General features: G+C 72.6%; 23 protein-coding genes. 13 read left to right on the top strand and 10 right to left on the bottom strand.

The window, feature by feature from the left end:
- Positions 1-204: 204 nt before the first annotated feature.
- Entirely contained in the window at positions 205-1,302 is a 1,098-nt protein-coding gene (locus tag ABZS51_RS15100; RefSeq protein WP_355440482.1) for a serine hydrolase domain-containing protein, read from the bottom strand.
- A gap of 118 nt (positions 1,303-1,420) precedes the next feature.
- On the opposite strand from ABZS51_RS15100, the gene ABZS51_RS15105 reads away from it, so the two are divergent.
- Both ABZS51_RS15105 and ABZS51_RS15110 read left to right on the top strand, forming a co-directional pair.
- Positions 1,421-2,077: a response regulator transcription factor gene (locus ABZS51_RS15105; RefSeq protein WP_355440485.1), complete on the top strand. Its 657-nt coding sequence runs from the start codon at positions 1,421-1,423 to the stop codon at positions 2,075-2,077.
- Positions 2,074-3,228 (top strand): HAMP domain-containing sensor histidine kinase, encoded by a 1,155-nt coding sequence (locus ABZS51_RS15110; RefSeq protein ID WP_355440488.1) that lies wholly within the window; start codon positions 2,074-2,076, stop codon positions 3,226-3,228. Before ABZS51_RS15105 ends, ABZS51_RS15110 begins: the two co-directional genes overlap by 4 nt.
- Before the next feature lie 45 nt (positions 3,229-3,273).
- On the opposite strand, the gene ABZS51_RS15115 is transcribed toward ABZS51_RS15110, so the two are convergent.
- Entirely contained in the window at positions 3,274-3,582 is a 309-nt protein-coding gene (locus ABZS51_RS15115; RefSeq protein ID WP_355440492.1) for a hypothetical protein, read from the bottom strand.
- A 346-nt stretch (positions 3,583-3,928) separates the two neighbouring features.
- Between ABZS51_RS15115 and ABZS51_RS15120 the strand changes: the two genes are divergently transcribed.
- The 3 genes from ABZS51_RS15120 (at position 3,929) to ABZS51_RS15130 (ending at position 5,977) form a co-directional block, all read left to right on the top strand.
- Positions 3,929-4,417 (top strand): TIGR03618 family F420-dependent PPOX class oxidoreductase, encoded by a 489-nt coding sequence (locus tag ABZS51_RS15120; protein ID WP_355440494.1) that lies wholly within the window; start codon positions 3,929-3,931, stop codon positions 4,415-4,417.
- Between the two features lie 62 nt (positions 4,418-4,479).
- Positions 4,480-4,956 (top strand): DUF6596 domain-containing protein, encoded by a 477-nt coding sequence (locus ABZS51_RS15125; RefSeq protein WP_355440497.1) that lies wholly within the window; start codon positions 4,480-4,482, stop codon positions 4,954-4,956.
- Positions 4,957-5,626: 670 nt separating this feature from the next.
- On the top strand, positions 5,627-5,977 hold the full coding sequence (locus ABZS51_RS15130; protein WP_355440500.1) for a DUF488 family protein: 351 nt from the start codon (positions 5,627-5,629) through the stop codon (positions 5,975-5,977).
- A gap of 127 nt (positions 5,978-6,104) precedes the next feature.
- Here the strand turns inward: ABZS51_RS15130 and ABZS51_RS15135 are convergent, their stop codons facing one another.
- The 3 genes from ABZS51_RS15135 to ABZS51_RS15145 all read right to left on the bottom strand — a co-directional run bounded on the left by ABZS51_RS15135 (position 6,105) and on the right by ABZS51_RS15145 (position 11,207).
- A complete protein-coding gene (locus ABZS51_RS15135; protein WP_355440503.1) occupies positions 6,105-7,019 on the bottom strand; it encodes a putative protein N(5)-glutamine methyltransferase in 915 nt (304 codons plus the stop codon).
- Between the two features lie 265 nt (positions 7,020-7,284).
- On the bottom strand, positions 7,285-8,568 hold the full coding sequence (locus ABZS51_RS15140; RefSeq protein ID WP_355440506.1) for an SWIM zinc finger family protein: 1,284 nt from the start codon (positions 8,566-8,568) through the stop codon (positions 7,285-7,287).
- Positions 8,565-11,207: a DEAD/DEAH box helicase gene (locus tag ABZS51_RS15145; protein WP_355440509.1), complete on the bottom strand. Its 2,643-nt coding sequence runs from the start codon at positions 11,205-11,207 to the stop codon at positions 8,565-8,567. The genes ABZS51_RS15140 and ABZS51_RS15145 overlap by 4 nt, the downstream gene beginning before the upstream one ends.
- Before the next feature lie 100 nt (positions 11,208-11,307).
- Here ABZS51_RS15145 and ABZS51_RS15150 point away from each other — a divergent pair, with 100 nt between their 5' ends.
- The 5 genes from ABZS51_RS15150 (at position 11,308) to ABZS51_RS15170 (ending at position 14,740) form a co-directional block, all read left to right on the top strand.
- Complete coding sequence (locus tag ABZS51_RS15150) at positions 11,308-11,925, top strand: DedA family protein (RefSeq protein WP_310711446.1); 618 nt, start codon at positions 11,308-11,310, stop codon at positions 11,923-11,925.
- On the top strand, positions 11,909-13,036 hold the full coding sequence (locus ABZS51_RS15155; protein WP_355440512.1) for a histidine kinase: 1,128 nt from the start codon (positions 11,909-11,911) through the stop codon (positions 13,034-13,036). Before ABZS51_RS15150 ends, ABZS51_RS15155 begins: the two co-directional genes overlap by 17 nt.
- Complete coding sequence (locus tag ABZS51_RS15160; RefSeq protein WP_355440515.1) at positions 13,027-13,671, top strand: response regulator transcription factor; 645 nt, start codon at positions 13,027-13,029, stop codon at positions 13,669-13,671. The genes ABZS51_RS15155 and ABZS51_RS15160 overlap by 10 nt, the downstream gene beginning before the upstream one ends.
- Before the next feature lie 113 nt (positions 13,672-13,784).
- Positions 13,785-14,327 (top strand): dihydrofolate reductase family protein, encoded by a 543-nt coding sequence (locus ABZS51_RS15165; protein ID WP_355440518.1) that lies wholly within the window; start codon positions 13,785-13,787, stop codon positions 14,325-14,327.
- A 2-nt stretch (positions 14,328-14,329) separates the two neighbouring features.
- Complete coding sequence (locus ABZS51_RS15170) at positions 14,330-14,740, top strand: hypothetical protein (protein WP_355440521.1); 411 nt, start codon at positions 14,330-14,332, stop codon at positions 14,738-14,740.
- 47 nt (positions 14,741-14,787) lie between these two features.
- Here ABZS51_RS15170 and ABZS51_RS15175 read toward each other — a convergent pair whose 3' ends face one another.
- Positions 14,788-15,657 carry a 5'/3'-nucleotidase SurE gene (locus ABZS51_RS15175; RefSeq protein ID WP_310711452.1) on the bottom strand — a complete coding sequence of 290 codons (870 nt, stop codon included), beginning with the start codon at positions 15,655-15,657 and terminating at the stop codon, positions 14,788-14,790.
- A 195-nt stretch (positions 15,658-15,852) separates the two neighbouring features.
- Between ABZS51_RS15175 and ABZS51_RS15180 the strand changes: the two genes are divergently transcribed.
- A complete protein-coding gene (locus tag ABZS51_RS15180; RefSeq protein ID WP_355440524.1) occupies positions 15,853-16,929 on the top strand; it encodes a winged helix DNA-binding domain-containing protein in 1,077 nt (358 codons plus the stop codon).
- Between the two features lie 93 nt (positions 16,930-17,022).
- Here ABZS51_RS15180 and ABZS51_RS15185 read toward each other — a convergent pair whose 3' ends face one another.
- The gene (locus tag ABZS51_RS15185; RefSeq protein WP_355440527.1) at positions 17,023-17,466 is read right to left on the bottom strand and encodes a helix-turn-helix domain-containing protein; all 444 of its coding nucleotides are present in this window, start codon (positions 17,464-17,466) and stop codon (positions 17,023-17,025) included.
- Between the two features lie 63 nt (positions 17,467-17,529).
- Positions 17,530-18,114 (bottom strand): TetR family transcriptional regulator, encoded by a 585-nt coding sequence (locus tag ABZS51_RS15190; RefSeq protein WP_355440530.1) that lies wholly within the window; start codon positions 18,112-18,114, stop codon positions 17,530-17,532.
- A gap of 47 nt (positions 18,115-18,161) precedes the next feature.
- Between ABZS51_RS15190 and ABZS51_RS15195 the strand changes: the two genes are divergently transcribed.
- Positions 18,162-19,148, top strand: coding sequence for an SDR family oxidoreductase (locus ABZS51_RS15195; protein WP_355440619.1), 987 nt, complete (start codon positions 18,162-18,164; stop codon positions 19,146-19,148).
- Positions 19,149-19,152: 4 nt separating this feature from the next.
- On the opposite strand, the gene ABZS51_RS15200 is transcribed toward ABZS51_RS15195, so the two are convergent.
- The gene (locus ABZS51_RS15200; protein ID WP_355440622.1) at positions 19,153-20,031 is read right to left on the bottom strand and encodes an aldo/keto reductase family oxidoreductase; all 879 of its coding nucleotides are present in this window, start codon (positions 20,029-20,031) and stop codon (positions 19,153-19,155) included.
- Between the two features lie 259 nt (positions 20,032-20,290).
- A complete protein-coding gene (gene clpX, locus ABZS51_RS15205; RefSeq protein ID WP_355440625.1) occupies positions 20,291-21,577 on the bottom strand; it encodes an ATP-dependent Clp protease ATP-binding subunit ClpX in 1,287 nt (428 codons plus the stop codon).
- Between the two features lie 91 nt (positions 21,578-21,668).
- Between clpX and ABZS51_RS15210 the strand changes: the two genes are divergently transcribed.
- Positions 21,669-22,760 carry a TetR family transcriptional regulator gene (locus ABZS51_RS15210; protein WP_355440533.1) on the top strand — a complete coding sequence of 364 codons (1,092 nt, stop codon included), beginning with the start codon at positions 21,669-21,671 and terminating at the stop codon, positions 22,758-22,760.
- Positions 22,761-22,788: the final 28 nt, after the last annotated feature.

Below are 22,788 nucleotides of genomic sequence, written 5' to 3' on the forward strand. Positions count from 1 at the left end.
GTGCATTGCGCTGTTGCCACCGCGGCCCCGGCTACCGGGCGGCCGCAAGCAGGGACAGCGCTTCGGCCATCATCGGGTCCCGGCGATGGCGCAGGTCCTCGAGGGTCAGTGGCAGGTAGTGGTCGGGGCCACGACGATGCCGTTGATCAGTTAGGGAGGTCCGAAGGCTCGTGGACGCAGCTCGCGATGGATGGGTGCCTTCGGTCACCGGCTGGGGCAGAGCACTCTTTCGGCGGCCTTGTTCATGGCATCGCTGACGGGCATGGCCTGCTGGTTGTCGACCTTCAGCGTGGTGGATACCGCGAGCTGGGTCCGGCCGTCGGCGGAGGTGTAGGTCACGGCCAGGAAACCGGGGCCGATGCCCGCGGCCGCTGCGACCGTTCCGCCGCACAGATCGGGCCGCGGCTGTCCCGCCGCTCTTTGCAGGTCCGCCGGCAGCAGCCGACCCTGGTTGAGCGCGCGGTAGAAGGCGCTGAGATCGCCGGAGGTGGAGACCACTCCTCCGGCCGCGCCGCCGAGGCTCGCGTTCTGCCGGTCGACGTCGCGCGGCCTGCCCTTGGCGTCGGGGTAGTAGCCGTGCCCGTGCGGGCCCTTGATCCCCTGAGGAGGCCTGGTGGTCACATAGGTGTGCTTCATCCCCAGAGGTACGAAGAGACGCCGCTCCAGCTCGGCGGACAGGCTGCGGCCGGTTACCTTCTCGACGATCAGGCCGAGGAGAACGTAGTTGGTGTTGGAGTAGGCGAACCCCGCGCCCGGCTCCCCGGTGCGGGGGACCTCGCGGGATGCCTTCACCAGGTCGATCGGGGAGTAGTAGGTCGTGAAGTCGAAGGCGTCGTCGAACTTCCCCGAAGTGAAGAAGTCAGGGATGCCGGAGCTGTGGCGGAGCAACTGCTGGACGGTGATCTCGCCGGCCCGCTCGACCAGATCCTGCGGCGCCACCTGCGGCAGAACGGCGGCCAGCGTGTCCCCCAGGCCAAGCTTGCCCTCCTTGACCAGTTGCAGGACCACCGTGGCCGTCATCAGCTTGGTCTGGGACCCCACCCGGTAACGGGAAGCCGCAGGAATGTGCCCACCCTTGCCGCCGAGCAGGCGCGTCCCCGCGCTCCCCTGCCCCTTGCGCCGACCGTCGACGTACAGCTCGCCGATGGCCCCCACCACGCCGTCCGTCTTCGCCAGGTCCTTCATCGCCTGCTGGACGTCTCCCGGCTTGACCTCGACGGCGGCGGTGGCGGATGTGTGGAGACTCAACGCCAGCATGGCCGATGCCAATCCGGTCATGCCGGCCGCTCGTGCACGGCTCATCTCGTCATGATCCTTTCGATGGGGATTTCGAGGTGATCACATCTACCGGCCGGCGCCTATCGGCGGGCGATCGGCGAGCCATATGTGGTCCATATGTGGACGTTGCGATACTGCCCGGATGCGTGTGCTCCTGGTCGAAGACGAGCAGCCCCTGGCCGGCTACATCGAGGCCGGGCTGCGCAAGCACGGCTTCACCGTCGACGTCGCCCTGGATGGCCGTAGCGCGCTGGACAAGTGCGAGCTCACCCCGTACGAGGTGGTCGTGCTGGACCGGGACCTGCCGGAGGTGCACGGCGACCAGGTCTGCCGCCGGCTCGTCCAGCGGGGCGAGTCCCGGGTGCTGATGCTGACCGCGTCCGACGCGGTGGAGGACCGGGTCGGTGGACTCATGCTGGGCGCCGACGACTACCTGGGCAAGCCGTTCGCGTTCTCCGAACTGGTCGCCCGCGTGCACGCCCTGGTACGGCGCAGCGCGCCGGCCCGACCGCCGGTGCTGCGCGTAAGCGGCGTGGTGCTGGACCCGGCCCGGCGCAGCGCCGAGCGGGACGGGCGACTGCTGCGGCTGACGCCCAAGGAGTTCGGCGTGCTGCAGCAACTCCTGGCCGCCGGCGGCGACGTCGTCAGCGCGGAGACGCTGCTGGAACGGGTGTGGGACGAGCACGCCGACCCGTTCACCAACGCGGTCCGTATCACCGTCGGCACACTGCGCCGCAAACTCGGCGACCCGCCACTGATCGAGACCGTCATCGGCGCCGGCTACCGGATCAGCCCATGAGACTGACCGCCCGCGCCCGGCTCGCCGTCCTGCAGACCGCCCTCGTCCTAGCCGCCGGCGCCGCGCTGACCGGCCTGACCTACCTGCTGATGAAACGGCGCCCGGCGCTCGTCACCCACCTGGACCCAGCCGGCCCCGACGCGCAGGGCACCCTGCAGCTGGTGCCGCAGCCGCAGGACCTGCGCGAGCTGGCCGACCGGGTACAGGCCGATACCCTGTCCGCGCTGCTGCCCCAGGCCGGTCTGGCGCTCGTCCTGGTGACCGCCCTGGCCGCCGTGCTGGCCTGGCTGGTGGCCGGCCGGGTGCTGCGGCCGATCCGCGTGATCTCCTCGGCCGCCCGGCGGCTGTCGGCCGAGAACCTCACCGAGCGGGTCCCGGTCACCACCCCCGCCGACGAGCTGTCGGCGCTGGCCGGCACGGTCAACGACATGCTGGACCGCATCCAACGCGGCGTCGCCGAGCGCGACCGCATCCTGGACAGCCAGCGGCTGTTCACCGCCAACGCCGCCCACGAGCTGCGCACCCCGCTGACCACCGCCCGCACAGCGATCGACGTCACCCTGGACGGGCCGCCCAGCCGGGAGGAGCTGCTCGCGATGGCCGGCGACGTCCGCGACGCCGTCACCCACATGCAACGCGTCCTGGACGGGCTGCTGCTGCTGGCACGCAGCCAGGCCGGAGCCGGCCCGCTGGAGGCAGCCGACCTGGCTGCCATCGCGGCCGCCACCCTGGCCACGGCCGAGGAGCGAGCAGCGGCCGCCGGCATAGCCGTACGTGCGAGGCTGCGGCCCGCACCGGTCATCGGCGAGCCCGTCCTGCTGGAACGCATGATCGGCAACCTGGTCGACAACGCGCTCCGCTACAACCACGCCGACGGGCACCTCGTCGTCGAGACGCACACAGCGGGCCGACGCGCCGTGCTGCGGATCCGCAACACCGGCCGCGAGATCGCGCCCGAGGAAACGCGGACGCTGCTGGAACCGTTCGTGCACGGGCACGGCACCCGCGTCCGCACCGACAGCCCGGGCCTGGGCCTGGGACTGTCCATCGTGCGCGCGATCACCGACGCCCACCATGGAAACCTCGCGATCACCGCCCGCCCAGGCGGCGGCCTCGACATCACCATCGACCTGGCCGCACGTGAACGCTGAGCCACGACCGGACACATCCCGCTCGTAGCTCACTCGAATGACCCGCTAAGGGCCTGTACAGGTCTTCCCGGCTTGCTGGGTGCACCCTTCGGGTAGCCGGGGTCCGTCTCCGGTCCAGCCGAGCGCCTTGACCACCTGTGCAGAGGCCATGCCGCCGATCTCCAGACCGGCGGTTTCGGGCAGTGGCCTGGCCGCCAGAGTCGTTGCGCCGAGCACGTCGCCGCTGGAGCGATCGATTACCAGCCGCCGTTCCAGCGGGTCTCGATCGACTTTGCGGACGATGGCCATGCCGGTGCGCCCGTCGGCGTCCCTGGCCTCGTCCACGGTTCGCGCGCCCGACAACGCGGCCATCATGCGCAAGACAGCACCGGTGGGCGACGCGCATGCCTGTTCCCGGGATCGACCAATCGAGATACTGCCAACGATGCGCTCTCCCGGCTGCCGAGGAAGTCGTGTTCGCGTGCCGCCCGCCACTGAGGGCACGTCACCATCCGCCCGGCCCGCGTCCGGAACCGCTCGCCGGCGGCCTCCTAGCGGTCCCGGAGGCCCCTTCATCGGCCCAGCATGATTCAGACCCCGCAGGACCAACTGTGCCCCCTGAGAACCCCTCCAGGACCGATAGATCCTAAAAAGATTATCCATAACTGTATCATCTGCTATTGTCCCTTTTGTTGATCGCACAGGAAGGGCTTGATCCAACATGACCGACAACACGACCGAGTTCCGTCCCGGCCAGGGCCCCAGCCCCCGCGCCCTCACCGAGGAGGAGGCGACTCGGCTGCTCGGTGGGCAGCAATTCGGCGTGCTGGCCACTCTGAAGCGCAGCGGTCAGCCACACCTGGCCTCGATGGTCTACGCGTGGGACCCGCAAGAGCGGATCATCCGGATCCCGTCGGTCGCCGGCCGGATCAAGGTACGCCACCTCCTCAACGACCCGCGTGCGACGTTCCAGGTACAGGGTGAGACCGTTCTCTCCTACGCCGTAGCCGAGGGCGAGGCCGAGGTCTCCGAAGTCACCACGCAGCCTGGCGACGCCATCGGCCAGGAGTTGCTGCCACTGTTCGGGGCCATCGACTCGACGGACGAAACGGAGTTCTTCGAGCGGATGGTGCGAGACCGACGCTTGATCATCAGACTCCGAGTGGCACACCTCTACGGAACAGCCTTGGACGGCCCCCTGATCAGCTGACCTCCAGACACCTCACCATAGCGGCGGGCCGTCAGGAACGGCTTGAGGGCCGCCGGCGCGCGGTGGGCGGTCTGACGACCGCCGAGATCGCGCGCGCCTACGGGACGACGGAAAGCACCATGGGCACGCGCATCAGCCGCGCCAAACAGCAGCTCGCCCGCGCCGGCGCCCGCTTCAGCCCACCGGCCGACGCCGACCGGGAGAGCTGGATGACCGCCGTGACGCAGGTGCTCTCCCTGATCGTCAACGAGGGCTACACGGCTTCCTCCGGCGACGAGCTCGCCCGCGTCGACCTGACCCGCGAGGCGATCCGGCTGGCCCACATGCTCCGCGGCTCCCTTCCCGGCGACGCCGAGGTGACCGGTCTGCTCGCGCTGATGCTGCTCACCGAGTCCCGGCGCGCCGCCCGTACCCGCGGTGACAAGGAGCTGGTGCCGCTGGACGAGCAGGACCGGACCCGCTGGGATCCCGCCCTGATCCGCGAGGGCACCACGCTGATCGACAGTGTCTGGAGCCGGCGCGAGGTGGGCCCGTACTAGACCGGCGACACGGCCGGCGCGGCGGCGCTGTACCGCGAGGCGGCCGCCATGACCGGCAACCAGGTCGAGCGCCGGTACCTGCTGGCCCGAGCCGACCACCTGACCTGAACCGACCGCCTGACCTGGACCGACCGCCTGACCTGGACCGACCGCCTGGCCCGAGCCGCCGACCGCCTCGCCTGACGGATCAGCCGGTCACGCCGCGCCCTGTCCGGTCGCCTCGCGGCGGACCGGCCGGCGGTTCAAGGCCGCCCGGGGAACATCCGGCGGACGGTTGTGGTTGCATGAGTCGTGACCGGTGTGCCCAGTGTCCCCGGGCCTCACCTATTGCCTTCGCGGACTACCGTTCGGCTGGAGCCGCGTTGTGCCTTTCGCCGAGAGGCGACACGCACACCGGTTCGCACACGTCACGACAGGGGCCCCGGCCGGCATTCGCCGCCGGGGCCTTTGCCGTGGACCTGTCGACGTCCCCTTCTGGTCCCGCTCCGGACGGAGGCCGACGCACCAGCACCCGCCGAACAGCCCGTTGTCGCACTCCTCGCGCGTCCTTTCCCGGCGACGGAATCGTAGATCTCGGACCGGCCGCCCCGGTCCGCCGTGCGCATACGTGGGAGCGGTGGCCCGCGGCTGGGCACTCCCTACCGCAGGGGACGGCGAGCGAGGGGGAGCGATGGCCGGGGTGCGGGTGCGGCGGGTGTACGAGGAGGCGTCGGGCGACGACGGGGCGAGGGTGCTGGTGGACCGCGTCTGGCCGCGAGGGCTGTCCAAGGCGTCGGCGGGGCTGGACGCATGGTGCAAGGAGGTCGCGCCGTCCACGGAGCTGCGCCGATGGTACGGCCACGACGCCGAGCGGTACACCGAGTTCGTCCAGCGCTACCACGCCGAGTTGGAGGAGCCGGGGCGGGCGGAGGCGCTGGAGCACCTGCGCCGGCTCGCGCGGAGCGGCCCGCTGACGCTGCTCACCGCGACCGTGCGCGCCGACATCAGCCACGCGGCGGTGCTGGCCGAGCTCCTGCGGTGAACGCCCGCCCGGCGTCCACCGCCTTGGCCGCCTTGGCCGCCGAGCTTACGGCCTTGGCCACCTTGGCCTCCGGGCCGGCGCCGCGGCCGCTCGGCCGCGCCTGTCCCGGCCCGGCTCCGACAGCGGATCAGCGGCCCGGGCTGGGCCCCGGTGCTGGCCTGGTGCCGATGACGGCCGTCGCGTACAGCTCGTCGGAGCCCGTGACGCGGGCGGCCAGGCCGGCGCGGGCCATGGCCTTGGCGGTGTCGGCGGCCTGCCGCGCGCTCGTCTCCACCAGCAGGTGGCCGCCGGGCGCCAGCCAGCCGGGCGCCGCAGCGATGACGCGGCGGACGATGTCGAGGCCGTCCGCGCCGCCGTCCAACGCCACCGGCGGCTCGTGGTCGCGCGCCTCGCTGGGCAGCAGCCCGATCTCGCCCGTGGGCACGTACGGCGGGCTGGCCACCAGCACGTCGATCCGGCCACGCAGCCGGTCGGGCAGCGGCTCGTACAGGTCTCCCTGGTGGACGTGACCGCCGGAGGGGGCGAGGTTGCGCCGCGCGCAGCGGACCGCGGCCGGGTCGATGTCGACGGCATGCACCTCGATGGCCTGCACCTCGACGGGCCGTGTCGTGGCGGATCCTGTCGGCCGGACCGAGCCTGTCTGCTCGGTCTGCTCTGTCTGCTGTGTCGCGGAGAGGGTGGAGGACAGGGCGGCGGCGAGCGCGCCCGAGCCGCAGCACAGGTCCACGACCACCGGCCGCCTGGTGCGGGCGAGCGCCCGGCGGGTCAGGGTGATCGCCTGGGCCGCCAGAAACTCGCTGCGGCGGCGTGGCACGAAGACCCCGGGGTCCACGGCCACGCGCAGCCCGCAGAACTCCGCCCAGCCCAGCACGTGCTCGAGCGGCAGGCCCGCCACCCGGCGGTCCACCATGGCGGCGAGGGCGGCCGAGGTGCGGGCGGTGGAGATGAGCAGGTCCGCCTCGTCCTCGGCGAAGACGCAGCCGGCGGCTCTGAGCCGGGCCGTGATGGCGGAGTGGGTGAGAAGTGAGGGTGAAACCGACATGAAGCGCCTTCCGGAATGCCGTGGGCGCTCTCCGGTCAGCCGTGCCGGGCCACCGGCACGACCGTGAGGCGAGAGCACCCGGCCTGATATGGCGAAATGGGTCTCACCTCCTCGGTCGTCAGCTGCTGCGGTCCGCAGCTGGAGACGGCAACCCTACAGGAGTCCGTCACAGGCCCGCAAAGAACCGGGCATCCGCGCCGTGATCGGCGACGGGCGCGCGACGCCGCCGGCCCGTGGTCCGTCGGCGTCTTGCGTCGGTGACGGGTCAGGTCAGCAGGGCCGCGGGGTCGCGCTCGGGCGGGCCTGACGGCCACCACTGTCCGTCCCGGCGGGTGAACGGGTACCAGCGGCCGTCGCGGCCGTAGCGGAGCTGCCGGTCGCCGCCGATGGTCCACCGGTTGCGGGACAGCTCCGCGCGGGGCGGCTCCTCGCCCTCCCAGGCGGCCTCCAGGAGGGCCCACGCTCTGGCCAGCTCGTGGCGGGGCGGCGTCCAGGCCGACTCCAGCGCGTCGAGCCCGTCGGCCCCGGCGTGCCGCCAGGCCGCCACCGGGGCGTCCAGCCCGAGGTCGAGGTGGTGCTCGGCGGCGAGCCGTACCCGGTCCTGGTACTCGCTCAGCACGGGCGGCTCCGCGCCGAGCGCCGCGGCGGTGAGCACGTCCCGCGCCCGGGAGGCGGCCGAGGCGGCCAGCACCTCCAGCGCGGCCACGTCCACGCCCGGGGCTGGCTCCAGCCCGAGCGGCGTGAAGGTCACGTCGAGGGACGGCGGCTCGGGCAGCGGCGCCACTCCGGCCGCGAACCCCTCCGCGAACCCCTGCGCCGTGGACACACCGCCCTCCGGCCCATGTCCGACCGCCCCGTCACCGTGCACGTCTCCCCACCCCCGGCCGTCCCTGCCGGCGACCTCGGAAGGCTCGGCGGTCTCGGCTGTCTCGGGGGTCTGGGGGGCGTGGAGGGTGTGGCCGTCGTCCGGCGGGGTGGCCGGCGGCCTTCCCGCCGGCCGGGTGTGGTGCTGGAGCGCACGCATCAGGTCCTCCCGGCCGCGTCCCCGCAGGAGCAGCAGCACGAACGGGTCGCCGTCCAGCAGCCAGGACGCCTGGTAGCACAGCGCCGCCGCGTGCGGGCACGGGTGTCCCCAGTCGGGGCACGAGCACTCGGGTTCGAGGTCGCCCACGGCCGGCAGCAGCGGCACGGCCGCGTCCTCGGCCGCCTCCACCAGCTCGTGCGGCATGTCGCCGTCGAGCAGGGCGGCGATGTGGCCGGCCTTGGCGGTGACCTGGTCGAGGAAGCGGTCCCACTGCGCGGCGGTGAGCCGTTCGACGCGCACGACGGTGTCGTACTCGCCCTCGGTGAGCGCCGCCAGCCGGCCTGGGCTGACCGTGATGGGCCCGACCTGGCCGGTCTTGGCGTAGGCGCGGCCCTTGCGCAGCAGCGTCTGGTCCAGGGAGGTGTCCTCCAGGGCCTTGATCCAGGAGCGGCCCCACCAGGTGGTGGCGAAGCGGGCGCCGGCCCGCTGGAGGGGGAAGGCGGGAAATCCTCTGACGGCGTTCATCTCAGCTCCACCAGCGCGGCGAGTTCGGCGTCGGTCAGTTCGGTGAAGGCGGCCTCGCCGGAGGCCAGCACGGCCTCGGCCAGGGATCGTTTGGCGGCGAGCATCTGGGCGATGCGGTCCTCGATGGTGCCCTCGGCGATGAGCCGGTGGACCTGGACGGGCCGGGTCTGGCCGATGCGGTGCGCGCGGTCGGTGGCCTGGTCCTCCACGGCCGGGTTCCACCAGCGGTCGTAGTGGATGACGTGGTCGGCACGGGTGAGGTTCAGGCCGGTGCCGGCGGCCTTGAGCGACAGCAGGAAGACGGGTACGTGGCCGTCCTGGAAGCGCTGGACCATCTCCTCGCGCCGGGCGACGGGGGTGCCGCCGTGCAGGAGCTGGGTGGTGACGCCCCGGCCGGTCAGATGCCGCTCCAGCAGCCGGGCCATGGCGACGTACTGGGTGAACACGAGGACGGCGCCGTCCTCGGCGAGGATGGTGTCGACCAGCTCGTCCAGCAGCTCCAGCTTGCCGGAGCGGCCGGGCAGGCGGGGCGCGGCCTCGTGGAGGTACTGGGCGGGGTGGTTGCAGATCTGCTTGAGCCCGGTGAGCAGCTTGACGATGAGGCCGCGCCGGGCCATGCCGTGGGCCTGGCCGATCTGGGCCATGATCTCGCGCACGGCCGCCTCGTACAGGGCGGCCTGCTCGGTGGTCAGCGCGACCGGGCGGTCGGTCTCGGTCTTGGCCGGCAGCTCGGGCGCGATGCCGGGGTCGCTCTTGCGGCGGCGCAGCAGGAACGGGCCGACCAGCCGCGACAGCCGGCCGGCGGCCTCGGCGTCGCCGGACTCGGCGGGCCTGGCCCAGCGCGCCCGGAACCGGGCCAGCGGGCCCAGCAGGCCCGGCGTGGTCCAGTCGAGGATGGCCCACAGCTCCGACAGGTTGTTCTCGACGGGGGTGCCGGTGAGCGCGACGCGGGCGGCGGCGGGGATCTCGCGCAGGGCCTTGGCGGTGCCGGAGGCCGGGTTCTTGACGTGCTGGGCTTCGTCGGCCACCAGCAGTCCCCACGGGTGGGTGGCCAGGCGGTCGGCGTCCAGGCGCATGGTGCCGTACGTGGTGAGAGCGAAGCCCTTCTCGGGCAGGTCGCGAGCGGCGCCGTGGTAGCGGCGCACGGGGACGCCGGGGGCGAAGCGGGTGATCTCGCGCTCCCAGTTGCCGAGCAGCGAGGCGGGGCAGACCACCAGGGTGGGGCCGTCGCCCTGGGCCGCGCGGTGCAGGTGCAGGGCGATGAGGGTGATGGTCTTGCCGAGGCCCATGTCGTCGGCCAGGCAGCCACCGAGCCCGAGGGAGGTCATGCGGGCCAGCCAGCGAAACCCGTGGAGCTGGTAGTCGCGCAGCGTGGCGGCCAGCCCGTCGGGGGCGGCGACGTCGAGCGGCTCGGCCAGCCGGGCGCGCAGCTCGGCGAGCCACGCGCTCGCCTCGATCTCCACCTGCTCGCCGTCGATCTCGACGGCGCCGGTCAGCGCGGCGCCGAGCGCCTCCAGCCCGGTCAGGGGCTTGAGGTCGCGCTGGCGTGCCTTGCGCGCCACGTCGGGGTCGACGAGCACCCACTGGTCGCGCAGCCGTACGACAGGGCGGTGGGCCTCGGCGAGGGTGTCCATCTCGGCGGCGCTCAGCCGCTCGCCGCCCAGGGCGAGCCGCCAGTCGAACCCGGTCAGGTGCTGCCCGCTGAAGAAGGAGGGCAGGTCGGAGGGCTTGTCGTGATCGCCGACGACGGCGCGGGCGGTCAGGCCGCGCACCAGATGGCGGGGCCAGTGCACCTCCACGCCCGCGGCGGCCAGCCGCTCGGCGGCGCCGGCCAGCAACTCCTCCACCTCGCCGTCGGACAGGACCAGCTCGTCGGGTACGGCGCTGTCGAGCAGCCGGGCCAGCGCCGGCCAGGCGCGGGAGGCGCGGCGCAGGGCCACGGTGACGTCGATGCGGGCCCGCGCGCCGAGCCCCGGGTCGTGGCCGCGCCACAGGTCGCCGGCGTCGACCACGAGTGACGGGTCGGCCTGCGCGTGGACCTGGACGACGGCGCGGAACTCCTCCACGACCAGATCGCCGGCCTCCAGGCGCAGCGACACGCGTACGCCGGAGTCGAGGGTGGCCGACACCTCACCGGCCCACGCGCGCAGCCGCGGCACCTTGACCGGCTTGACGGCGGCGTACGCGGACGTGCCGGTGGCGCGCACGGCGCCGGGGGAGCGCGGCATCGCGTCGGCGACCGCGTCGAGGAAGGCCCGCACGTGCCGCTCGGCGTCGGGCGGGGATGTCCCTGGAGGCATGGTGGCGGCCAGCTCACGTACCCGGCGCAGGTCGGCGGCGTCGAACGGGCCGGCCCGCCAGGCGTCGTGGTCGCCGTCCGTCACGTCCGGCAGGATGCGGCCGCGGGTGACGAGCTGGAGGGCGACGAGGGCGGCGGCGCCCCAGAAGCGGGCGGCGGGGTGGGCGTCCTCGTCGTGGCGGGCGCGGGCCAGCGTCGCGACGGCCTCGCTCACCGGCAGGCTGGTGGTGTCCCCGCTGTCCGGCGTGCCGGGGTCGAGGAAGACCATCCGGCCGGACCTGGGCGGATCGCCCGGCTCGAAGAGGACCGCCCGCCGTACCAGATCCGTTGATGAGCTCACGGCCGTACAGTGTACGGTACGTTGGGTTGTGGTTTACCACACCCCAGATCGGGCGTTCACCGCATTACCAGCATGTGCGATCACCCCTAGCCTGGAACGCATGACGGACTGGCTGGTTGGACTCATGGAAACCCTCGGCGCTCCCGGGGCGGGCATCGCGATCGCGCTGGAGAACCTGTTCCCGCCGCTGCCGAGCGAGGTGATCCTCCCGCTGGCGGGGTTCACGGCGAGCCGGGGCGAGATGGATCTGCTCGACGCCTTGGTGTGGACGACGCTGGGCTCGGTGGTGGGCGCGCTGGCGCTGTACTGGGTGGGGGCGCTGCTGGGCAGGGAGCGGGTGCTGGCGATCGCGGCCCGGATCCCGCTGGTCAAGCCCGCCGACATCGAGAAGACCGAGGCGTGGTTCCTCAGGCACGGCCGCAAGACGGTGTTCTTCGGCCGGATGGTGCCGCTGTTCCGCAGCCTCATCTCGATCCCGGCGGGCGTCGAGCGGATGCCGGTCATGACCTTCCTGGCCCTGACGACCAGCGGCAGCCTCATCTGGAACACCATCTTCGTGATGGCCGGCTACCTGCTGGGCGAGCAGTGGGAGCTGGTGGAGACCTACGTCGGCATCGGCTCGAACGTGGTGATCGCCCTGGTCGTGCTCGCGGTGCTGGTCTTCGTCGGCGTCCGGCTCGCCGAGCGGCGCAAGGGACGGCATGCGTCCCGTCGCTGAGGGGGCTCGGGTCGTGGGGGCGGTGGTGCTGGGGGCGGTGACCGCGCCGCTGGAGGCGGTGTTCCTGCTGCTGGCGCTGCCGTTCCTCGGCAATCCGAACGTCTCGGGCGCGGCCGTGCGCCTGGCCGCGCTGGAGGTGCGCCGGGCCGGTCTCGACCCGGCCGCGCTCGGCCTGACCACGCCGACGGGCGGAGGATCTGGAAGCGGGCAGGCCGGCGGGCGGGCGCTGCGGTTCCTGACGCTGCGCGTGCCGGTCGGCGTGCTGGGCGGGCTGGTGGTGACGCTGTTCGTGTACGGGGCCCGCACGGGGCTCATGGCGGCGTGGGCGTGGCTGGCCGGTGAGCGCTTCGACGGCATGGAGCCCACGCCGCCGCTCCTGCTCTACGGCGTGCTGGCCGGGATCGTGCTGCTGTTCATCGACGTCTCCGGCCTGATCGGCGTGTACGCGGTGGAGCGGCGGCTGGCCCGTGCGGTGCTGACGCCCGGCCGGACCGAGGCGCTGGAGCGCAGGATCGCCGAGCTGTCGGAGAGCCGGGCCGGGGTCGTGGCGGCGGTCGACTCCGAGCGGCGCCGCATCGAGCGTGACCTGCACGACGGGCTCCAGCAGCGCCTGGTGGCCCTGTCGATGCTGATCGGCCGCTCCCGGCGCAGCCGCCCGGAGCTGCTGGACCAGGCGCACGAGGAGGCGCAGCGGGCCCTGGCCGAGCTGCGGGAGGTGGCCTGGCGGGTGTACCCGAGCGGGCTGGACTCCCTGGGACTGGGCGAGGCGCTGGCCGGGGTGGCCGAGCGCTCGGGCGTGCCCGTCAAGGTGGCCTGCGACCTCGCCGAACGGCCGCCGATGGCGGTCGAGACGGCCGCGTACTTCGTGGTGTGCGAGGCCGTCACCAACGCCGCCAAGCACTCCGGCGCCGCGCTCATCACCGTGCACGTCCACCGGCGCGGCCCAAGTCTCCTCGTGCGGGTGGGGGACGACGGCACGGGCGGCGCGGACCCGGCGGGCAGCGGCCTGTCGGGGCTGGCGCGCCGGGTGGCGGCGCTGGACGGGACCTTCGAGGTGACCAGCCCGCCGGGCGGTCCGACGACGATCGTGGTGGAGCTGCCGTGCGGGTGATCCTGGCCGAGGACTCGACCCTGCTGCGCGAGGGTCTCGTCCGGCTGCTGGTGGAGGAGGGCCACGAGGTTCTGGCCGCCGTGGGCGACGGCGTGGCGCTGGTGGAGGCTGTGGCCGAGCACGACCCGGACGTCGTGGTGGTGGATGTGCGGATGCCGCCCACCCACACCGACGAGGGACTGCGCGCGGCGCTGGAGATCCGGCGGAGCCGGCCGCGCGTGCGGCTGCTGGTGCTGTCGCAGTACGTCGAGAAGAAGTACGCCGCCGAGCTGATGAGCGGCGACGTGGAGGGCGTCGGCTACCTGCTGAAGGACCGGGTGGCGCAGGTGGCCGACTTCCTGGACGCGCTGGAGCGGGTGGCGGCCGGGGGAGCGGCGTTCGACCCCGAGGTGGTGCGCCAGCTCCTGGCCCGCACGTCGCAGGTGGATCCCCTGGCGAGGCTGACCCCGCGCGAGCGCGAGGTGCTGGAGCGCATGGCGCAGGGACTGACCAACGCCTCGATCGCCCAGCAGTTGCACGTCTCGCAGAGCGCGGTGGAGAAGCACGTCAACGCGCTGTTCGACAAGCTGCGGCTGTCGCACGCCGCCGGCTACAGCCGGCGGGTGCTGGCCGTGCTGCGCTTCCTGGAGTCCTGAGGCACGGCCGTCGCGTGCCGGGTCCTCCGACAACCATGATGCTCTTGACAAATTTATTTGTCGGTGAGACGGTTGGGGCACCTCGAAAGAGACCTTCAAGAGCGGAGACGAAGATGCGAAAGATCGTCGCGGGCCTGTTCATCTCGCTGGACGGTGTGGTGGAGTCGCCGGAGAAGTGGCACTTCCCGTACTTCAACGATGAGATGGGGCAGATCGTCGGCGAGCAGATGCAGGCGGCCGACGCCATGCTGCTCGGCCGCCGCACCTACGAGGGGTTCGCCGCCTACTGGCCGAACCCCGAGCCGGAGGCCGCCGACATGGCCGAGCACATGAACGGCACCCCCAAGTACGTGGTCACCTCCACCCTGGAGACGGCCTCCTGGGAGAACTCCACGATCATCAGCGGCGACGTCGCGGCCCAGCTGAAGGAGCTGAAGAACCAGCCGGGCAAGGACATCGGGATCACCGGCAGCGCCACGCTGGTGCGCTCACTGCTGCGCGACGGGCTGCTGGACGAGCTGCGCCTGCTCATCCACCCGATCGTGGTGGGCGGCGGCATCAAGCTGTTCGCCGACGGCGAGCAGGTCCCGCTGCGGCTGCTGGACTCCCGCACGCTGGAGACGGGCGTCATCTACGCCACCTACGGCAGGGCCTGACCATGCCGACGACCACCGCCGTCAAGACCGTCGCCGCCAAGCTCCTGGTCAAGCCGCGGACCTCCGTCTGGGTCTCCGACCCCGCCCACCGAGCCCTGATCGAGCCGCTGCCGGAGGGCGCACGCCACGCCGGGGCGCTCGGCGAGGCGGACGTCGCGGTGGTCTTCGCCGCCGACGCCGCCTCGGCCCGGGGCCTGCTGGATGAGCACCGCGACGCGCTGGCCATACCGTCCGTGCTGTGGGTGGCCTACCCGAAGGGCAACCGCTCCGACGTCAACCGCGACACCCTGTGGCCGATCGTCGGCGAGTACGGGCTGCGCCCCAACGGGCAGGTGGCCGTGGACGAGCGCTGGTCGGCGCTGCGCTTCCGCCCGCTGAAGGAGGGCGAGGCGCCGTTCACGGGTGGCCGCTGACCGCCCCGCCCGCGCGGCGGCGCGGGCCGGGCGGACGGGCCGGGTGTTCAGGGGGTCAGGGAGCGCAGGCGCAGGCGGATGGCCGAGGAGGTGGCCGAGGCGGCCTCCCAGCTGCCGTCCAGCGGGGTGATGGTGACGTTGCCGGCCGCCAGCAGCGTGCGGTCGGCGTCCTGCACCGGGTCGGGCCCGGGGTCGGCGATCGGGACGATGCGGTAGCACAGGGCGCACGCCTCCGGGGCGGGCGTGTAGCCGGCGGAGTACGGCAGGGAGCTGCCCAGGTGGGCGACGCTGACCGTGCCGTTGGGGGTGACGGGGTAGTTGACGTTCAGCGCGGTGCGGGCGGGCAGGACGGGGCCGTTGCCGGCGGTGGCCGCCAGCCGATCGACCAGCCGCACGGTGAACTGGATCGCCTGGGCGGCGCTGGGCACGGCGCTGCCGTCGCGGGCGATGCTGACGGCGACGGCGGGCACGCCGGCGGTGATGGCGGTGATGGCGGCACCGACCGTGCCGGAGTAGGTGGCGGCCGCGGCGACGTTCTCGCCGGGGTTCGGGCCGGAGACGACCAGGTCGGGCGGGTCGCCCGCGAAGGGGACGCGGGTGCCGAAGGAGACCGCGTCGCTGGGGCTGCCGCCGACGGCCCAGCCGTCGTCCTGCTTGGCGGCCTCGATCGTGCTGCCGAACTTGGCGTTGATCTGGGTGCCGGAGGCGCTGGCGTCGGCGGCCGGGGCGACGACGGTGACCTCGTGGCCGGCGGCCACCAGGGCCTGGCGGAGCTGGTGGAGGTAGGTCGAGGAGTAGCCGTCGTCGTTGGTCAACAGGATGCGCAGGGGCTGGCGGTGCAGTGCCTGCGCGGGGGCGGTGCCCATGGCCAGGAGCGCGAGTAAGAGAAGGGGAACGAGGGCCAGACGTTTGAACACGTGGGTCTCCTTGCCGAGCACCATTGCCAACACGTAGAAAGCTCACCTACGTGACGGTCTGGACGGTATGCGGGCGCGGCCTCGCCGGACCACCGGCATGACCCCTAAACGAACCCCAGATGAATGACACGTGAACCAGAAGTGAACGCCTTCCGGAAGGCACGGCTGCGACCGTGTGGCCCTAGGGTGAAGGCCGTGATCACCACGCGCGCGCTCAACCGGGCGACCCTGGCCCGCCAGCTCCTGCTGCGGCGCCATGCCATGCCCGCGCTCCAGGCCGTGGAGCACCTCGTCGGCATGCAGGCCCAGGCCCCGTTCCCGCCGTACTTCGGCCTGTGGTCGCGCCTGGACGGCTTCACGCCCGACGCCCTGGCCCGGCCGCTGGTGGAGCGTGAGGCGGTGCGCATCGTGCTCATGCGCGGCACCGTCCACCTCGTCACCGCCGACGACGCCCTGACCCTGCGCCCGCTCACGCAGCCGCTGCTCGACCGCTACCTGGCCACCGCCTACAGCCGCACCCTGGGGGACGTCGACCGCGACCAGCTCGCCAAGGCCGGGCGCGAGGCCCTGCGGGAACGCGCGCTGACGGCCGCCGAGCTGGGCGCGCACCTGGCCGAGCGCTTCCCCGGGGCCGCACCGGGCGACCTCGCGCTGGCCGCGCGGTGCCTGCTGCCGCTCGTGCAGGTGCCGCCGCGCGCCGTGTGGGGCAAGGCCGGGCGCACCGCGTACGCGCCGATGGAGGAGTGGCTGGGCCGCCCGCCGCATCCCGAGCCGTCATTGGAGCGGCTGGTGCTGCGTTACCTGGCCGCGTTCGGGCCGGCCACGGTCGCCGACGCGCAGGCCTGGTCCGGCCTGACCGGGCTGCGGGAGATCGTCGAAAGGCTGCGTCCCGGGCTGGTCGTCTTCGAGGACGAGCGGGGCCGGGAGCTGTTCGACCTGCCCGACGCGCCGCGCCCCGGACCGGACGTGCCCGCGCCGGTGCGGCTGGTCGCGCCGTTCGACAACCTGCTGCTCAGCCACGCCGACCGCACCCGGATCATCTCCGACGAGCACCGCAAGACGGTCATCACCGTCAACGGGCAGGTGCTGGGAACCGTGCTGGCCGACGGCTTCGTGCGCGGGGTGTGGCGCCGCGAGGGACCCGTGGTCACGATCGAGCCGTTCGCGCCGCTGACGCCGGGGCAGGCGGAGGAGGCCAGGGCCGAGGCACTGGCGTTGCTCGCCTTCGCCGAGCCGGGCAAGGCGGACCGGCACGAGGTCAGGGGGATCTGACGGTGTGGATGCTCCTGGCCTCCGCCCGGCAGAGCGGGCCCGGCCGGGCGCACATGGTGTCATGACCTCGAAAGGGCGTGATGTGGTCGCTTCTCAGGCGACGCGGGCGTCGTAGGTCTCGCGATTGGCGAGCACATCGTCCATGTGCACCTCGGCCCAGGCCTTGAGGCCGCGCATCGTCTCGTGCAGCGACAGGCCGAGATCGGTCAGCTCGTAGGAGACGGTGACGGGCACGGTCGGCACCACGGTGCGGGTCACCAGGCCGTCGCGCTCCAGGGAGCGCAGCGTCTGGGTGAGCATCTTCTGGCTGACGCCGGCCAGCAGGCGGGCCAGCTCCGAGTAGCGCATCGCCCGGGGCCCGCCGGCGCACTCGGTGCCCGGCTGATGCGCGCTGTCGCTGCCGAGCGCGGCGAGGATCAGCGTCACCCATTTGTCGGAGATCCGATCGAGCAGCTTGCGACTGGGGCAGGCCGCCACGAAGGCGTCGTACTCCACTTTGGCCTGTGCCCTCTGCTGGGCCGCCGTCATCGTCGCCATCCGGCGCTCCTCTCACCCATGAGTGCGCTACGCACTCGGAAGTGCCTTCTTCCCATGAGAAAGTTACATGCCCATGGAGGGGCAAGGTGCGGTCAGGCAGAGGGCGCGCAGGTCGTCGAAGGCTTGGACGAGGTGTGCGTCCAGGCTCTGCGAGGAGTCGTCGATCCAGGCTTGGACCGCTTGGTGAAAGGCGGCCCACCCGGTTCGAGCGGCCAGGCCGGCCAGCCGGTCGGCGACACCGCGCCGCCGCAGCGCCTCCGCTACGGCGTCGGTGAGCGACGAGGCCTTGGCCAGGTCCCGTTCGCGGAGCGCCGGTGTCGCCGCGATGACGTGGAGTCGTGGTTCGGCGAAGGGGCGGTTGTCCTCAAGGATGTGTTCGACCTTGCGGAAGGCGCGGAGCAGCAGGTCGAGCGGCTGGAGACCGTCGGGCGCTTCGGCCACCGCCCGCATCAGGGCCGCGCGCAGGTCGGATTCGCCGTCGAAGAGCACCTCGCGCTTGTCCGGGAAATGCCGGAAGAACGTGCGTTCGTTGACGCCGGCCCGAGCAGCGATCTCGGCCGTGGTGGTCTGGTCGAACCCGCGTTCCCGGTACAGCTCCAGGGCCGCCTGCTGAAGACGGCGGCGCGCTTCCGCTCCACTCCGTGGCACGCTCCGAAGATACCGCATGTGTCAGTGGGTGGCGCTACTTGACGCCAGTGACTGGCGCTATCTACAGTCAGCGACTGGCGCTGCGTAGTGCCAGTCACTGGCGTCAAGTGGGAGAGTGTTCCATGCATGTCTTTGTCACTGGTGGTTCCGGCCAGACCGGCCCCGCGGTCGTCGCCGAGCTCGTGGCGACCGGCCACACCGTCACCGGTCTGGCGCGCTCGGATGCCGCCGCCGCCCGGCTGGAGTCACTGGGGGCCACGCCACACCGAGGCTCTCTGGATGATCTTGACAGTCTGCGCAGCGGCGCCGCAGCCGCCGACGGGGTCCTGCACATGGCCTACGGCGGCGATTTCTCTGATCTCGACGACATGATGAGGCGCGACCGGACCGCGATCGAGGCACTCGGCCGACCGCTGGAACACTCGGACAAGCCCCTGGTCGTCACCTCGGGCACCCTGGTCATGCCCGCGGGCCGGGAGACCGCCGAGAAGGACGAGCCCGACGGGACCGGGATCGCCGCCTTCCGCATCGCGGGTGAGCGAGCGTGCCTGGCCTTCGCCGCCCGGGGAGTGCGCGCGAGCGTGGTGCGCCTGGCTCCCACCGTCCACGGCCCCGAGGATCACGGTTTCATCCCCATGCTCATCGCCACCGCGCGAAAGACGGGCGTCTCGGCCTACGTGGGAGACGGCACCAACAGGTGGCCCGCGGTGCACCGGCTCGACGCGGCGGTCCTGTTCCGTCTGGCAGTGGAGAAGGCGCCTGCGGGCGCCGTGCTGCACGGAGCGGCCGAAAGCGGCGTCACCTTGAGAAGCATCGCAGAGGTGATCGCCCGGGGCCTGGATCTGCCCACGGTCTCGCTGACACCCGACGAGGCCGCCACGCACTTCGTCAGCCCGTTCATGGCCATCGCCTACGGCTTCGACGGGCCTGTCTCCAGCTCCTACACCCAGGAGTTGCTCGGCTGGTCGCCCGCACACCCGACACTGCTCGAAGACCTGGAGCACGGCGATTATCTGGCCACACCGGCCAGCTGACCCTTCACACCGAGCGGCCGATCCTGTCCAGTTCGGCGAGATCCTCGCCGGAGAGCTGGAGTCCCGCGCCTGCGACGTTCTCGCGCAGGTGCGCCACCGACGAGGTGCCGGGGATCAGCAGGATGTTCGGCGACCGCTGCAGCAGCCAGGCCAGCGCGACCGACATCGGCGTCGCGTCCAGCCGGGAGGCCACGGCCGTGAGCGCCGAGGACTGCAGCGGGCTGAAGCCGCCGAGCGGGAAGAAGGGCACGTAGGCGATGCCCTGCTCGGCGAGCTCGTCGATCAGCTCGTCGTCCTGGCGGTGGGCGAGGTTGTACATGTTCTGCACGCTCACGATCGGAGCGATCGAGCGTGCCTCGGCGACCTGCTCCGCTGTCGCGTTGCTCACGCCGAGGTGCCGGATCAGGCCCTGCCGCTGGAGTTCGACAAGCGTCTCGAACGGCTCGGCGAGCGAACCCGGCTGGGGGCCCTGGGCGTCGCCGAGCCGGAGGTTGACCACGTCCAGCGTCTCGAGGCCGAGGTTGTCCAGGTTGTGGTGCACGGCCCGGCGCAGGTCTTCGGGCTTGCGGGCCGGGGGCCAGCCTCCCTGCTCGTCCCGTACCGCGCCGACCTTGGTCACGATGTGCAGCGAGTCGGAGTACGGGTGCAGCGCTTCGCGGATCAGCTGGTTGGTGATGTGTGGCCCGTAGGCGTCGGCGGTGTCGATGTGGGTGATGCCGAGGTTGACGGCCTCGCGCAGGACGGCGAGTGCGCCGTCGCGATCGGCGGGTGGGCCCATGACACCGGGGCCGGCGAGCTGCATGGCGCCGTAGCCGAACCGGGTGACGGTCAGGTCGCCCAGGGTCCAGGTGCCGCCGGGAAGTGAGGCGGAGAGCGTGCTCATCATGGTGCCTTTCATGTCGCATCAGGCGGTGGCGCCTGACAGTGCCCAACACCATCATCGGTACGTAGCTCCCCTACAGGAAGCCGGTACCGGGGAGTGGGTAAGGCACCTCGGAGTGCGTAGGGCACTCGTGGGTGAGACGAGCGAGCCCGCATCAGCCGGGCACCGAGTGCGCCGGCCACCCGATCCACCACGCGACACGAACAGCCCCGGTGTCGTGCCGACGGCCACATGATCATGGCGCCGGTCACGGGGGGCGTCAGGCGGACCTCTCCCGCGGCCCCTGGTCGCGGCCGGGCAGCTCGCGGGGCACCAGCGTCGGGTTGACGTTGCCGAGGACGGTGTCGCAGGTGACCACGACCCGGGCCACGTCGTCGCGACCCGGCACCTCGTACATGACGTTGAGCAGCACCTCCTCGACGATCGCGCGCACGCCGCGGGCGCCGGTGCGGCGCAGCAGCGCCTGCTCGGCGATGGCCTCGACCGCGTCGCCGGTGAACTCCAGCTCCACCCCGTCCATCTCCAGCAGCCTGCGGTACTGCTTGAGCAGGGCGTTGCGAGGCTCGGTCAGCACACGGACCAGCGCCTCGCGATCCAGCCGCCCCAGCGTCGCGATCACCGGGAGGCGGCCGACGAGCTCGGGGATGAGCCCGTAGGAGACAAGGTCGGACGGCATGACCCCAGCCAGGGAGTCGCCCTGGAGACCGGCAGGGGAGCCGGGGTCGGCGCGGGGGCGCAGGGTGGCGCCGAAGCCCGAGCCGCCGCGTCCCGAGCGGGCCTCGACGATCCGCTCGAGCCCGTCGAAGGCGCCCCCGCAGATGAACAGCACGCCGGTGGTGTCGATCTGGATGTGGTCCTGCTGGGGGTGCTTGCGGCCGCCCTGGGGCGGGACGCTCACCGTCGTCCCCTCGATGATCTTCAGTAGGGCCTGCTGGACGCCCTCGCCGGACACGTCGCGGCTGATCGACGGGTTGTCACCCTTGCGGGCTATCTTGTCGATCTCGTCGATGTAGACGATGCCGGTCTCGGCCTTGGCGACGTCGTGGCCGGCCGCCGCGATGAGCTTGAGCAGGATGTTCTCGACATCCTCACCGACATAGCCGGCCTCGGTGAGCGTGGTGGCGTCGGCGATGGCGAACGGGACGCCGAGCACCCGCGCGAGGGTCTGGGCCAGGTACGTCTTGCCGGAGCCGGTGGGCCCGACCATGAGGATGTTGGACTTGCCCAGCTCCACCTGCTCGCCCTGGCCGGCGTGCGGGGCGAGCCGGATGCGCTTGTAGTGGTTGTAGACGGCCACCGCCAGGGCCGTCTTGGCGGGTGTCTGGCCGATGACGTACTGGTCGAGGAAGGTGTGGATCTCGCGCGGCGGCGGCAGCGGGATCTCGGGGGCGGCGGTCTCGCCGCCTTCCTCGCGCAGCAGCTCGGTGCACTGGGCGACGCACTCGTCGCAGATGCAGATCTGCGCGGGGCCCGCGATGAGCTTGCGGACCTCCGCCTGGCCCTTGCCGCAGAACCTGCACGTCAGCCCCGGCGCCATGCGCGCCACCCCCTCCACCGAGATCAGATGATGCGGTCATCTGAATGGCGACGGTATCTTGGTTCGATACGGGGCGCAAACAGCGCGGACGGGGAGGACGATGGCCCGGCTCAGCAGGGCGGAGCTGCAACGGCTCAACCGCTCGAAGGTGGTCGAGGCCGCCCGGCGCGAGTTCGCGGAGCGCGGCTTCGCGGGCGCCACGATCGACGGCATCGCCGAGCGGGCCGGGCTCACGCGCGGAGCGGTCTACTCCAACTTCCCCGGCAAGCGGGCCCTGTACTTCACGGTCCTGGCCGAGCCCGTTGGCCACCCCTCCGGGGAGCCGGCCGGCCGGGCGGGGACGGCGCGGGAGGCACTGGGGGCGTTCGCGCGGGCGTGGGTGACGCGGCTGCCGCTGGTCACCGGCGGCCCGCACGACCCGGACGATTCCGGCGGGGCGGCGCGCCTGGCGGTGGACCTGATGCCGGAGATCCTCGCCGACGAGCGGCTGCGAGCGGTGACCGCGGCGCTGCGGCGTCTCGACGCGCTGCTGCTGGGGCTGGCCCTGGAGCGCATGGACCTGCTGGAACGCGGTGGCTCACCCGAGCGGGAACGCGCTGCGGGGCGGCGGGTGCGGGTGGCCGAGGCGGCGCTGGTGACCTTGCGGGGGGCGAGCGAGCTGGCCGCGGCCGCGCCGGGGTTCGTGGAGCCGTTCGACCTGGTCGCGGTGTGCGAGGAGCTGGCGGGGCTGGACCTGGGCGACCGGTGGGCTCCGCCGCCGGTGTTCCCGCGCGTCCTGCCCGCCGACGCCCCCTGGCCGCCCGGCTCGTTCTCCGAGGGCGACGGCGTGGTGGCGGTGCTGGGCCTGCTGGAGGCGGGCGCCGTCGAGGAGGCCGTACGGGCCGCGCCGCCGGGCGTTCCGGTGACCGCGGTCCTGGTCACCGACGACCCGGCCGAGTTGGCGCCGCTGGCACGGCTGGCGCTGGCCGGCGTGAGCGGCTGCCTGCGCCAGGCGTTCCCGGAGCGGGCGTGGCCCGAGCTGCGGATCATCTGCGACGGGACGGGCGCGGCGGCGGCCGGGGTCCCGGTGGTCACGGACCGGACGGCGACGGCGGTCCGCGTCCGGGACGGCCGGATCGTCGCCCGCGCGCACGGCCCCGGCGCCTGCCACGCGATCGCCTCCTCTCTCCGGCCCGCCCCCTTCGCGCTGTGATCCACCTCCGCCCAACCCGGCGCTTGTC

It is taken from the genome of Nonomuraea sp. NPDC005501 (assembly GCF_040605905.1).
Classification (GTDB): Bacteria; Actinomycetota; Actinomycetes; order Streptosporangiales; family Streptosporangiaceae; genus Nonomuraea.